At 64.6% G+C, this 12300-nt stretch carries 11 protein-coding genes; 4 read left to right on the top strand and 7 right to left on the bottom strand.

The features are described from left to right. Positions 1-22: 22 nt before the first annotated feature. Genes DID98_RS08765 through fdnG form a run of 3 tightly spaced genes read right to left on the bottom strand, consistent with a single transcriptional unit; the run spans position 23 to position 4642 of the window. A complete protein-coding gene (locus DID98_RS08765; protein WP_124486369.1) occupies positions 23-649 on the bottom strand; it encodes a formate dehydrogenase subunit gamma in 627 nt (208 codons plus the stop codon). Then, a complete protein-coding gene (gene fdxH, locus DID98_RS08760; RefSeq protein WP_124521371.1) occupies positions 646-1560 on the bottom strand; it encodes a formate dehydrogenase subunit beta in 915 nt (304 codons plus the stop codon). The genes DID98_RS08765 and fdxH overlap by 4 nt, the downstream gene beginning before the upstream one ends. A gap of 10 nt (positions 1561-1570) precedes the next feature. Continuing rightward, on the bottom strand, positions 1571-4642 hold the full coding sequence (gene fdnG / locus DID98_RS08755) for a formate dehydrogenase-N subunit alpha (RefSeq protein ID WP_148091652.1): 3072 nt from the start codon (positions 4640-4642) through the stop codon (positions 1571-1573). A 139-nt stretch (positions 4643-4781) separates the two neighbouring features. Here fdnG and DID98_RS08745 point away from each other — a divergent pair, with 139 nt between their 5' ends. The 3 genes from DID98_RS08745 to DID98_RS08735 all read left to right on the top strand — a co-directional run bounded on the left by DID98_RS08745 (position 4782) and on the right by DID98_RS08735 (position 8247). Next, positions 4782-5714: a YihY/virulence factor BrkB family protein gene (locus DID98_RS08745; protein WP_124521365.1), complete on the top strand. Its 933-nt coding sequence runs from the start codon at positions 4782-4784 to the stop codon at positions 5712-5714. A 420-nt stretch (positions 5715-6134) separates the two neighbouring features. Beyond that, complete coding sequence (locus tag DID98_RS08740) at positions 6135-7295, top strand: porin (protein WP_124486373.1); 1161 nt, start codon at positions 6135-6137, stop codon at positions 7293-7295. Positions 7296-7773: 478 nt separating this feature from the next. Then, on the top strand, positions 7774-8247 hold the full coding sequence (locus DID98_RS08735; protein ID WP_124521363.1) for a VOC family protein: 474 nt from the start codon (positions 7774-7776) through the stop codon (positions 8245-8247). A 140-nt stretch (positions 8248-8387) separates the two neighbouring features. Here the strand turns inward: DID98_RS08735 and DID98_RS08730 are convergent, their stop codons facing one another. Continuing rightward, a complete protein-coding gene (locus DID98_RS08730; RefSeq protein ID WP_260426287.1) occupies positions 8388-8612 on the bottom strand; it encodes a hypothetical protein in 225 nt (74 codons plus the stop codon). 259 nt (positions 8613-8871) lie between these two features. Further along, complete coding sequence (locus tag DID98_RS08725) at positions 8872-9321, bottom strand: HU family DNA-binding protein (RefSeq protein ID WP_011548077.1); 450 nt, start codon at positions 9319-9321, stop codon at positions 8872-8874. A gap of 268 nt (positions 9322-9589) precedes the next feature. Here DID98_RS08725 and DID98_RS08715 point away from each other — a divergent pair, with 268 nt between their 5' ends. After that, the gene (locus DID98_RS08715; RefSeq protein ID WP_124521361.1) at positions 9590-10708 is read left to right on the top strand and encodes an acyltransferase; all 1119 of its coding nucleotides are present in this window, start codon (positions 9590-9592) and stop codon (positions 10706-10708) included. Positions 10709-10883: 175 nt separating this feature from the next. Here the strand turns inward: DID98_RS08715 and galU are convergent, their stop codons facing one another. Both galU and DID98_RS35765 read right to left on the bottom strand, forming a co-directional pair. Further along, positions 10884-11771 carry a UTP--glucose-1-phosphate uridylyltransferase GalU gene (gene galU / locus DID98_RS08710; protein ID WP_124486375.1) on the bottom strand — a complete coding sequence of 296 codons (888 nt, stop codon included), beginning with the start codon at positions 11769-11771 and terminating at the stop codon, positions 10884-10886. Between the two features lie 228 nt (positions 11772-11999). Beyond that, the gene (locus DID98_RS35765; protein WP_006479318.1) at positions 12000-12143 is read right to left on the bottom strand and encodes a hypothetical protein; all 144 of its coding nucleotides are present in this window, start codon (positions 12141-12143) and stop codon (positions 12000-12002) included. Positions 12144-12300 lie beyond the last annotated feature (157 nt).

Genomic DNA, 12300 nt, shown 5'->3' with positions numbered 1-12300 from the left:
CGAGCCGCCCCGCTCCAGTGCGTTATTTCACGCTTTCACGGAACCACTTCGGGTGATGCTTGCGGGCCCAGCCCAGCGTGACGGTGCCGCGCACCATCGCCCCGATCGAGCCCTTCACCCACAACGCCGCGTAAATGTGCACGATGATGCTCGCGATCAGCACGAAGGCCGCCACGGCATGCACGACGGCGGCCGCGCGGATCACCCCGATCGGGAAGTAGAACGAGAAGTAGCGCCGCCAGATCACGATCCCCGACAGCAGGAGCAGCAGCAGGCACGCCACCAACGTGAAGAATAGCAGCTTCTGTCCGGCGTTATAGCGCCCGACGGGCGGCAGCCTGTCTTCCTGGTTGGTCAGCACGTCGCCGATCTGCTTCAGCCATTGGCGGTCGTCCGCGTCGAGCGTGTTGTGATGCCAGAAGCGCACCACGAGAATCGCGAACGACACGAACATCACGAGACCGACGAACGGATGCAGGATCCGCGTCCACTGGCCGCCGCCGAACAGCGCGGTGAGCCAGAACATCGACGGATGGAACAGCGCGAGCCCGGACAGCGCGAGCAGCACGAACGTGATCGCGGTGATCCAGTGGTTCGTGCGCTCGTTCGGCGTGTAGCGGACGATCAGGTTGGGGTCGTCGTGCTTCATTTTGCGTCCTCCTTGATGCGTCGCGCCTCGTCGCGGGCGGCGGCTTCCTCTTCCTCGCTGACCTCGTTCGGACCGACCCGGGTGTAGTGGAAGAACCCGGCCAGCGCGGTCAGCGCGAGGCCGGCGACCGCGAGCGGCTTCGCGATGCCCTTCCACAGCTTCACCATCGGGCTGATCGACGGATTGTCGGGCAGCCCGTGGTACAGCGACGGTTTGTCGGCGTGGTGCAGCACGTACATCACGTGCGTGCCGCCGACGCCCTGCGGGTCGTACAGCCCCGCATGCTCGAAGCCGCGCTCCTTCAGGTCCTCGATCCGCTCGGCCGCGTGCTGCTTCATGTCCTCCTTGGTGCCGAACACGATCGCGCCGGTCGGGCAGGTCTTCACGCAGGCCGGTTCCTGGCCGACCGCGACGCGGTCGGAACAGAGCGTGCACTTGTACGCGCGATGATCCTTCTTCGAGATCCGCGGCACGTTGAACGGGCAGCCGGTCACGCAATAGCCGCAACCGATGCAGTTCTCCTCGTGGAAATCGACGATCCCGTTGTTGTACTGCACGATCGCGCCCGGCGACGGACACGCCTTCAGGCAGCCCGGATCCTCGCAGTGCATGCAGCCGTCCTTGCGGATCAGCCACTCGAGGTCGCCCGCCGGGTTCTCGTATTCGGCGAACCGCATCACCGTCCACGAGTGCTCCGACAGGTCGGCCGGGTTGTCGTACACGCCGACGTTGGTGCCGACTTCGTCGCGCAGGTCGTTCCACTCCATGCATGCCGTCTGGCATGCCTTGCAGCCGATGCACTTCGATACGTCGATCAGCTTCGCGACGCTCCCGGTCACCGGTTCGCGCGCCGTGGGCGGCGGCGTCGTGGTGGCCGAGACGCGCTTGATATCCAGCGATTGCAATGCCATCTCTTCCCCCTTACGCCTTTTCGACCTTCACCAGGAACGACTTGAATTCCGGTGTGTACGAGTTGCCGTCGCCTACGGACGGAGTCAGGGTATTGGCGAGATAGCCGGGCTTCGTCAGACCCTTGAAGCCCCAGTGCAACGGGACGCCGACCGTCTGGACCTTCTTGCCCTCGATCGTCAGCGGCTTGATCCGCTTCGTGACGAGCGCGACCGCGACGATGTAGCCGCGCTTGGACGACACCTTCACGCGATCGCCGTGCGCGACGCCGACTTCCTTCGCGAGGTCTTCGCCGATCTCGACGAATTGCTCGGGCTGGATGATCGAGTTCAGCCGCGCATGCTTGGTCCAGTAGTGGAAATGCTCGGTCAGCCGGTACGTCGTCGCGACGTGCGGGAACTCCGATGCCTTGCCGAACGACGCGCGGTCGTCCGGGAACACGCGGGCAGCCGGGTTGTTCAGCGCCTGCGGGTTGTCAGGGTGCAGCGGGTTCGCCGCGAGCGGCGTCTCGAACGGCTCGTAGTGCTCGGGAAACGGACCTTCGTTCATCCCCGCGCGGGCGAAGAAGCGCGCGACGCCTTCCGGGTTCATGATGAACGGCCCCATCCCGTTCTCGGGCGGTTCGTCCGCCTTGAAGTCCGGAATGTCGGGGCCCTTCCACGCGCTGCCGTTCCAGCCGATCAGCTTGCGGGTCGGGTCGAACGGCTTGCCGGCGACGTCGCACGATGCGCGGTTGTACAGGATCCGCCGGTTGGCCGGCCAGGCCCACGCCCAGTTCAGCGTCTGGCCGATGCCGGTCGGGTCCGAGTTGTCGCGCCGCCCCATCTGGTTGCCGGCCTGCGTCCAGGCGCCGCAGAAGATCCAGCAGCCGCTCGCGGTCGTGCCGTCGTCCTTCAGCTGCGCGAACGCGGCGAGCTGCTCGCCCTTCTTCACGAGCGTCTTGGCCGGATCCTTCGGGTCGGGCAGGTCGGCGAGCGCACGGCCGTTGAACTCCATCGCGAGCTCTTCGGGCGTCGGGCTTTCCGGGTTCGCGTACGGCCAGGTCAGGTTCACGATCGGGTCCGGATACTTGCCGCCGTCCGTCTGGTACATCTTGCGCATGCGCAGGAACAGCCCCGCCATGATCTCGAGGTCGCTCTTCGCCTCGCCCGGCGGCTCCGCGCCCTTCCAGTGCCATTGCAGCACGCGGCTCGAACTGACGAGCGAGCCGTTTTCCTCCGCGAAGCACGTGGTCGGCAGCCGGAACACCTCGGTCTGGATCTTCGACGCATCGACGTCGTTGTAGTCGCCGTGATGCTTCCAGAACTCGGACGTCTCGGTCGCGAGCGGATCCATGATCACGAGCCACTTCAGCTTCGCGAGGCCGGCCGCCGTCTTCACCTTCGACGGCGCCGCCGCGAGCGGGTTGAAGCCCTGGCAGATGTAGCCGTTCATCTTGCCGGCATTCATCAGCTCGATCGCCTGCAGCAGGTCGTACTGCTTGTCGAGCTTCGGCAGGTAGTCGTAGGCCCAGTTGTTCTCGGCGGTCGCGGCATCGCCCCACCACGACTTCATGAAGCTGACGTGGAACGCCTTGTAGTTCTTCCAGTAGCTCAGCTGGTTCGGCCGCAGCGGCAGCTGCACGCGCTTCTTGATGTAGCCGTCGAAATCCTGCTCGGCCTGCATCGGCAGCGTCATGTAGCCCGGCAGCAGGTTCGACATCAGCCCGAGGTCGGTCAAGCCCTGGATGTTCGAGTGGCCACGCAGCGCGTTCATCCCGCCGCCGGCGATGCCGATGTTGCCGAGCAGCAGCTGCACCATCGCGCCGGTGCGGATCATCTGCGCGCCGACCGAATGGTGCGTCCAGCCGAGCGCGTACAGGATCGTGCCGGCGCGGCCTGGCACGGCCGTCGTCGCGAGCATCTCGCACACCTTCAGGAATTTCTCCTTCGGCGTGCCGCAGGTCTGCTGGACCATGTCCGGCGTATAGCGCGCGTAGTGCTGCTTCAGCAGGTTGTAGACGCAGCGCGGATGCTGCAGCGTCGGGTCGACCTTCGCGAAGCCGTCGTCGCCCCGCTCGTAGTCCCAGCTCGATTTGTCCGGATACGCGTGCTTCTCGGCGTCGTAGCCGGAATAGATGCCGTCGTTGAACGCGAAATCCTCGCGCACGATGAACGAGAAGTCCGTGTAGTTCTTCACGTACTCATGCTGGATCTTGTCGTTCGTCAGCAGATAGTTGATCACACCGCCCAGGAAGACGATGTCGGTGCCGGTGCGGATCGGCGCGTAGTAGTCGGCCACCGAGGCCGTACGCGTGAAGCGCGGGTCGACGACGATCAGCCGCGCCTTGCGGTGCGCCTTCGCCTCCGTCACCCACTTGAAACCGCACGGATGGGCCTCGGCTGCATTGCCGCCCATCACGAGAATCACGTCCGCGTTCTTGATGTCGACCCAATGGTTCGTCATCGCTCCACGGCCAAACGTCGGGGCAAGACCTGCCACCGTCGGGCCATGTCAGACACGCGCCTGATTGTCGAATGCGAGCATCCCGAGACTGCGGATGGTCTTGTGCGTGAGATAACCGACTTCGTTGCTGCCCGCCGATGCGGCCAGCATGCCGGTGGTCAGCCAGCGGTTGACCTTCGCGCCGTCTTCCGCCGTCTCGACGAAGTTCGCGTCGCGGTCGGCCTTCATCAGCTTCGCGATCCGGTCGAGCGCGTCGTTCCAAGAGATGGGTTCCCACTTGTCCGAGCCGGGCGCACGATACTCGGGGTGCGTCAGGCGGTTCGGGCTGTGGATGAAATCGATCAGGCTCGCACCCTTCGGGCACAGCGTGCCGCGATTGACGGGATGGTCGGGATCGCCTTCGATATGGATGATGCTCGGCTGCGCATTCTTCGCGCCGTCACCGAGGCTGTACATCAGGATGCCGCAACCCACTGAACAATAAGGACAGGTGTTGCGCGTTTCGACTGTGCGCGCCAGCTTGTACTGTCGGACCTCGGCGAGCGCTTCCGTCGGAGAAAAGCCCAGCAGGGCAAGACTCGATCCGGCAAGCGACGTGGCCGTCACCTTCAGGAACTGGCGCCGGGACATTTGTAGCATGATGGTCTCGGCGTTTTTGTGGGGTGGGGTGAAACTGAAAGGAATTATAGACAGTTCAGGCAACTATGATCGATTCGTCGGATCAATACCGATTTGCCGATCCACCGATGTCCTGCGTTCAACGCACAACCGAACCGTCATGAAACGACAGATCACGTCCGAGGCGACCCGCCTCGCGCAACAACAGGCCAACTGGGCACTCAACGCGTTCAGGCGCTTCTCCTCCGACCGCTGCTCGGCGATGGCCGCGAGCATCGCGTTCTTCTCGGCGTTCTCGCTCGCGCCGACGCTCGTGATGGTGATCGCCGTGGCCGGCTGGTTCTACGGCGACGATGCCGCACGCGGCCAGGTGTTCGAGCAGGCCCACCAGTTGATCGGCGACGATGCGGCGGCCAGCATCCAGACGATCGTGCAGAACGCGCATCGCGCGGGCCAGCGCGGCGGCATCGCGACGCTGATCTCGTTCGCCGCGCTCGCGATCGGCGCGTCGGCGACGTTCGCGTCGCTGAACACCGCGCTTTCCGTGATCTGGCCGAGTACGGAAAGCCGCTGGTCGAGCATGCTCGGGCTCGTGCGCGTGCGGCTCATTTCGTTCGGGCTCGTGCTCGGCGTCGCGTTCCTGCTGATCGTGTCGCTCGTGCTCGATACCGCGATCACGTTCATCGGCACCTGGCTGCTCGGCGATTCACCGTATGTCGCGATCACCAACCTGTTGCAGTTCTTCGTCGGCATCGCGGTGCTCGCGGGCGCGTTCGCCGCGCTGATGAAGTTCCTGCCCGATGCGCGCGTCGCATGGCACGACGCGACGATCGGCGGGATCGTGTCCGCGATCCTGTTCTCCGGCGGCAAGAAGCTGTTCGCGCTGTATCTCGCGCACGCGGGCACGGCCAGTGCGTTCGGCGCGGCCGGATCGTTCGCGGTCCTGCTGATGTGGCTGTACTTCTCGGCGGCCGTGCTGCTGCTCGGCGCGGAATTCGCGGCCGCGCGCGGCGATGCGCATCGCCGCAACGGCAACGTCCCGGCTGCGGCCGCGCCGACGGATCGCACCGCCGATCGCTCAGGCGGCAACTGAATCCCCACGTATTTTTTCCGCGCGGCCGCGCGTCGCGCGCGCCGCATCGTCGCCCTACGCGACTGCCTTCGCTTGCGCAACCCACCCGGCCGCCGCGCGTTGATGCGCTCTTTGCATCAGCGCGCGATGCAGCCAGCAACAGCAAACGTTTGCACGCGTCAATTTCCGTGCGCCAACCGGCCAAACCCGCCCCTCCGCCGCCGAACGCACCAACCGCTGCAACAATCGCGGCGCAGCAATTGTCAACTATTTCAAAAAGAGGAACAGTCCTTGATGTGCTTGATATATATAGACTTTTTCTCGCTGTTACCTTTTCGAGACACTTTATTTTTTAAGCTTTCTTGCAGGTATGGCACTGAGCTATTCTCCAATCCGCAACAAATAATGAATGACGAATCATTTGCGTGGAGATACTCAACGATGAAGAAACTCGCACTCTCGACCCTCTCGCTCGCCCTGCTGGGCGCCGCTGGCGCTGCTCACGCTCAGTCGAGCGTGACGCTGTACGGCGTGATCGATACGTCGATCGCATGGGTCCACGGCAACGACGGCCAAGCCAACAACTCGTGGCAAATGCTGTCGGGCAACCTGCAAGGCAGCCGTTGGGGCCTGAAAGGTGCTGAAGACCTCGGCGGTGGCCTGAAGGCGATCTTCCAGTTGGAAAACGGTTTTGATCCGGGCACGGGCCACCTGAACCAGGGCGGTCGCATGTTCGGTCGTCAGGCATACGTCGGCCTCGAGAGCGCCCAGTACGGTACGCTGACGCTCGGCCGCCAGTACGACCCGCTGGTCGACCTGGTCCAGGCAGTCACGGCTGACAACTACTTCGGCAGCGTGATGGCAACGCCGGGCGACGTCGACAACAACGACAACTCGCTGCGCGTCAGCAACGCAATCAAGTACACGTCGCCGGTCTGGGCAGGCTTCCAGGTCGAAGGCATGTACGCCCTCGGCGGCGTTGCAGGCAAGACGGGCGCAGGCCAGACGTGGTCGGTCGCAGCTGCCTACAACAACGGCCCGGTCGGCGTTGCAGCAGGCTACTTCTACGCAGCCAACCCGTCGCCGACGACGGCGATTGCACGCGGCGGCTGGGGTTCGACGACCTCGGACAACATCATCGACGGCCCGATCAACTCGGGTTACGCAACGGCGAAGTCGATCGCGATCGCACAAGTCGCAGGCCAGTACGCACTCGGCCCGGTGACGTTCGGCCTCGGCTACAGCAACGCACAGTACAAGCCGGACGCATTCTCGGGCTTCGGCTCGACCGAAAAGTACAACACGGGCCGCGCGTTCGTGACGTACCAGGTCACGCCGCCGCTGCTGCTGGGCCTCGGCTACTCGTACACGAAGGCGAGCGGCGATACGGACGCGAAGTACCACCAGGTCGGTATCGGCGCGGACTACTCGCTGTCGAAGCGCACGGACATCTACCTGGTCGGCGCATACCAGCACGCGAGCGGCACCCAGCGCGTGGACGCGACGACGACGCAAAGCGCGCAAGCGTCGATCGCTTCGTACGGCTTCGCTGGCAAGAGCTCGGCCGAACTGGTCGCACTCGGCATTCGCCACAAGTTCTAAGAAGTACGTTTCCGGTGTGCATGGCGTCTCCGACGCCGTGCCGCCGAACTGCAAAACCAGTCACCGGTTTCGGCCGTGGCTGGTTTTTTTTCGTCCGTTGCCGGCGCCGCCGTGGCGAGCCGCGACCGGGGGCGGCACCGTGGGTACGGCGACCGGCCGGGAGCGGCGTCTGGGCCATCTGTCGCGCGCCGGAAGCGTGTCCGGAGGCATCCGGATACCCTGCACGGTCGGACCGTGGCATACGGCCGGTCAGGCGCATGCCGCCCTGGCTGCCACCGCGCTCCCATATTCCTGCTGACGCGCGCCTGGAGGATCCGGCGTCGCAACGGACGCATGTGTGTCCACCCTGCCGATTTCGATACCGCGACGCGAAGCACTATGCTTCGACGTGTCGATTTCGACGGCCTTCGTCCGTCGTATCGATGGCGGCACGCAGATTGCCCCGTTCCTCACCGACACCCCCGACAGGAGACGCTCCATGACGATTCAGAAGATCACGCCGTTCCTCTGGTACGCGACGGAAGCCGAAGAAGCCGCGGCCTTCTATGCGGGCATTTTCCCGGACTCGCGCGTCGTGCGCGTCACGGCGGTCGCCGGCACCAGCGGCACCCGGATGGTCGAGTTCGAGCTGTTCGGGCAGCCGTTCATCGCGATGAGCCACCCGCGCACCGAGACGTTCAACCATGCGATCTCGCTGATGATCAGTTGCGCCGACCAGGCGGAACTCGACCGCTACTGGAGCGCGCTGCTCGACAACGGCGGCACGGCCGACGGCTGCGGCTGGCTGCGTGACCGCTTCGGCGTCTCGTGGCAGATCGTGCCCGACGCATTGATTCCGATGATGGCCGACCGCGACGAGGTCAAGGCGGCGCGCGTGGCCGCTGCCATGATGCAGATGACGAAGTTCGACGTCGCCGCGCTGAAGGCCGCATACGCCGGCACGGCGGGCTGACGAAGTCACGGACGCTGCGTGCCCTTCGCGCGGGCAGCAGCACGCATGTGCAGCGCGCGCGGTTCGCGCACGACCGCGGTCGTCCACCGGATTGCATCGCGCCGCGACGCAATCGCGGGCGGCGGCATGCTCGCGAGCCGCTACGTCGACAGCATCGCTTCGACGATCCGTCGCGCGTAGCGCGCGAACGCGCCGACCGTGACCAGCAGGTCGATGTCGCTGCGCGGTGTCGGCCCGCCGTCGCACGCCGAGCCGAATCCGAACGGATGCATCGCCTGCGGCATCGCGCCGGGATGGCGCTCGATCGCCGCACACGCGGCAGTCGCCTGGTCGGCGATCCCGACGGGAACGATCGCTGCGTTCATCACGCGAGACTCGCGCGACACACGCGCAATGCGCAGCGATACAAGACCGCGCGCCGGCACGAACACGACGATCCGGCCATCCGCGCAAGCGGCCCGCGACACCGGATGCGCATCACGTCATGCCGTATCCGCGCTGTGCGATGCCGACGCGGCCGCTCGATTTGCGCGGCGCAATAAAAATCCCCGTACGCTTTCGCGTACGGGGATCGTCGGACATCGCAACGGCCGCCGACCTGCAATCGGCGACCGTTACGCGGCATTACGCAGCCGCGTCCTTCAGCTTCTTCAGCGCACGTGCCTTCACGCGCACGCTGGCCGGCTTTGCCGGGAACCAGCGCTCTTCGCCCGTGAACGGATCCTTGCCGAAGCGCTTCTTCTTCGCCGGCACGACTTGCGCCGTGATCTTCAGCAGACCCGGCAGCGTGAACTCGCCTGCGCCCTTCTTGTGGACCGAGCCCAGCACGACGTTCTCGAGCGCGACGAGCACTGCCTTGACCGCCTTCACTTCGACAGCTGCACGCTCAGCGATGTGCGTTGCGAGCGATGCCTTCGTGAACTTGTCCTTCAGCGGCGTCGGAGCGGCCGGTGCTGCCTTCGCGACAGCTTTCTTGGCCACTACTTTCTTCGCGGGCGCAGCCTTTTTGGCAGCCACTTTCTTGGTGGCCGGTGCGGCAGCCTTCTTGGCCACCTTTTTTGCGGAAGTCGCCATGTTTCTCCTACCAGGTGTGGTCGTTGGATACACGAAGCGTGCAACGCGCGCGCTTCAACGCCGGATTCTACAAGCGCCGTGACGCTTCGTGCAGTACTTTTATGCGTTTTCGCGGGGTTTCCCGCAGGTTTTGTTGCGCGCGACCGACTTCGCCGACGCTCGAGCAACGAAAAACGCCTTCACGTATACGTCGAAACGCGTCCGAACGCGAATTACGTTCGATATTTGCGCGCCTATACTGACCTCGCTCAGTGCCCCGGATGCCTTCATGCGCGAAGTCAGATACGTCAAAGGACTCGACGGCCTGCGAGCCCTCGCCGTCATCCTCGTTTTCCTGTCCCACAAGGGCCACGTCCTCGCTGTCGACGTGGGCAAGCTCGGTGTGTGGACGTTCTTCTTCATCAGCGGATTCCTGATCGTCGGCGAACTGCATCGCAACCGTCAGGCAATCGAGAGCGGCACGATGACGCGCCGCCATGCGCTGGCGCTATTCCTCGCGAAGCGCGCGCTGCGGATCTTTCCCGTCTACTACCTGCTGCTCGCCGCGCTCGCGATCGCGCACGCGCTGTTCTACCAGCGCGGCGTCAATCTCGGGCTCGCGTGGCACGCCACGTTCCTGTCGAACTACTGGATCGGCGTCGTCAAGGACGGCTGGCCAGGCTCCACGTCGCACTTCTGGAGCCTCGCGGTCGAGCAGCAGTTCTATCTGATCGCGCCGCTCACGCTGCTCGCGGTGCCGGCCGCGCGCCACGTCACGCTCGGCGTCGCGGCCGTCGCGCTGTGCGCGCTCGCGCATCTCGCGCTCTACGCGGTCGACGCATCGCCGGTGCTGATCTACGCGTTTTCCCCGTGGAATTTCGCGCTGATCGCGCTGGGCGGCGTCGGCGCAATGGCTCTCGCCGATCGCGGCGAGGACGTCGTCCGCCTCATTCCGCCCGGCTGGCTCGGCGCCGCCGGCGTCGCGCTTTTCCTCGCGCTGCCCGCGCTCACGACGCTGCCGGACGTCGTCACGGGGCTTACGGATCTCGGCCTGTCCGCGTCGCTCGGCGCGCTGATGCTGTGGATCGTCACCGAACCCGACCACCCGGCCGTGGCACTGCTCGACTGGGCGCCGCTCGTCTATCTCGGCACGATCAGCTACGGCTTCTACCTGTTCCACAACCTGATTCCGGCACGTCTCGGCGAGATGCCCACGCTGTTCGCGCGCGTGCCGATGCCCGCAATCGCCCGGGACGTGCTGCCGGAACTGCTGCAGTTCGCACTCGCCGTGCTGCTCGCGCATCTGTCGTGGCGCTATCTGGAAAAACGCCTGCTCGACTTCAAGAAGCCGATCGCCGCGATGCTGGCCCGGTACTTCGTCGCACGGCCGGGCACGTCGCCGCGCTGAGCGGCGCACCGGAATCGTCGCGCACGCACCCGTTCGACGCAGCCCGGATTCAGCACCGCCGATCAGCCGCCGCCCCACGCCTGCGCGGCGAATGCACGCAAAAAAGCCCCGGCGCACAAGGCCGCCGGGGCCAACGGAACAACCACCACCTGAAACAGCGGAGCAGCGCGGCTGCTTATGCGACAGCAGCCAGCGCGGGCAGGCAGGTACGCAGGTACGCCTCGAATTCGCGGCTCACTTCCGGATGCTGGAGCGCGAGTTCGACGGTCGCCTTGAGGTAGCCGATCTTGCTGCCGCAATCGAAACGCGTGCCGTAGTAGCGATACGCGAGCACCTGTTCGTTCGCGAGCAGCGACTGGACGGCGTCGGTGAGCTGCAGTTCGCCGCCCGCGCCCGGCTTGAGCTTGCGCAGGTGATCGAAGATCGTCGGCATGAACACGTAGCGGCCGACCACGCCGAGGTTCGACGGCGCGTCTTCCGGCGCCGGCTTCTCGATGATGCCCGACAGCTTGATGATGTCCTCTTCCCACTCGCGGCCTTCGATGACGCCGTACGAGCGGCTGTCCTCGCGCGGAATCGTCTCGACCCCGATCACCGAGCTGTGATAGTGGTCGAACACGTCGACGAGCTGCTTGAGCACCGGCTGTTCGCCATGCAGCAGGTCGTCGGCGAGAATCACCGCGAACGGCTCGCCGTGCACGAGCTTCTCCGCGCACAGCACCGCATGGCCGAGGCCGAGTGCTTCCGGCTGGCGCACGTAGAAGCAGTTCACGTGGCTCGGCTTGATGCCGCGCACGAGTTCGAGCAGCTTTTCCTTGCCGCGCGCCTCGAGTTCGGCCTCGATCTCGTACGACTTGTCGAAGTGATCCTCGATCGCGCGCTTGCTGCGCCCGGTCACGAAGATCATCTCGGTGATACCGGCGTTGATCGCTTCCTCGACCGCGTACTGGATCAGCGGCTTGTCGACGACGGGCAGCATTTCCTTCGGGCTCGCCTTCGTTGCCGGGAGGAACCGCGTGCCGAGACCGGCGACGGGGAACACGGCCTTGGTGACTTTCAACATGTTCGCATCCTGATTGCGTTGACTGCGCCGCGTCGCTGGACGACCCGGCGCGATTGTTTTCCGAACGGCATATCGAGAACCGGCGGCACGGCCAATTCCACTCCGCTCATTTTCGATATGGACCGATTGCCCATGTTTCCGGAAAAGAGATAATCTGCGCATCCGGTCGATATTGCCGAACCCGGCGCCGATACAGAAACAAATTACCGATTTTCCGGATACAAATTCTTACGATTCGAATTCCTCGATATACGGGACGCCGCCCCGCTCGAGACCCGGGCGAATCGGCTCGTTCTTCAGCGCCTCGCGGTACGCCGACAGCACGGCCATGACCAGCAGTACTGCCGCGCTCGCGATCCAATGCATGTCCATCTTGCCGCTCCTTGCATCAATCAACTGGAGCTTCAAACTATCAGAAAAAAATCGGCAAATAATTGTGGCGTCGGCGAAACCGCTTTCAGACCGGAATAACACCACCATCTGAAATACCACTATTTCCCGGCGCGATTTTTTTATTCATTCGAGCGAA

It is taken from the genome of Burkholderia sp. Bp8984 (assembly GCF_003853755.1).
Lineage (GTDB): Bacteria > Pseudomonadota > Gammaproteobacteria > Burkholderiales > Burkholderiaceae > Burkholderia.
This window is presented reverse-complemented; position numbering and strand designations above follow the sequence as displayed.

What these genes read in the sequence shown, in the direction of transcription:
- DID98_RS35765 (WP_006479318.1), bottom strand. Translation starts at nt 12,143, where the DNA reads ATGGACATGCATTGGATCGCGAGCGCGGCAGTACTGCTGGTCATGGCC.
- galU (WP_124486375.1), bottom strand. Translation starts at nt 11,771, where the DNA reads ATGTTGAAAGTCACCAAGGCCGTGTTCCCCGTCGCCGGTCTCGGCACG.
- fdxH (WP_124521371.1), bottom strand. Translation starts at nt 1,560, where the DNA reads ATGGCATTGCAATCGCTGGATATCAAGCGCGTCTCGGCCACCACGACG.
- DID98_RS08730 (WP_260426287.1), bottom strand. Translation starts at nt 8,612, where the DNA reads ATGAACGCAGCGATCGTTCCCGTCGGGATCGCCGACCAGGCGACTGCC.
- DID98_RS08765 (WP_124486369.1), bottom strand. Translation starts at nt 649, where the DNA reads ATGAAGCACGACGACCCCAACCTGATCGTCCGCTACACGCCGAACGAG.
- DID98_RS08725 (WP_011548077.1), bottom strand. Translation starts at nt 9,321, where the DNA reads ATGGCGACTTCCGCAAAAAAGGTGGCCAAGAAGGCTGCCGCACCGGCC.
- DID98_RS08745 (WP_124521365.1), top strand. Translation starts at nt 4,782, where the DNA reads ATGAAACGACAGATCACGTCCGAGGCGACCCGCCTCGCGCAACAACAG.
- DID98_RS08735 (WP_124521363.1), top strand. Translation starts at nt 7,774, where the DNA reads ATGACGATTCAGAAGATCACGCCGTTCCTCTGGTACGCGACGGAAGCC.
- DID98_RS08740 (WP_124486373.1), top strand. Translation starts at nt 6,135, where the DNA reads ATGAAGAAACTCGCACTCTCGACCCTCTCGCTCGCCCTGCTGGGCGCC.
- DID98_RS08715 (WP_124521361.1), top strand. Translation starts at nt 9,590, where the DNA reads ATGCGCGAAGTCAGATACGTCAAAGGACTCGACGGCCTGCGAGCCCTC.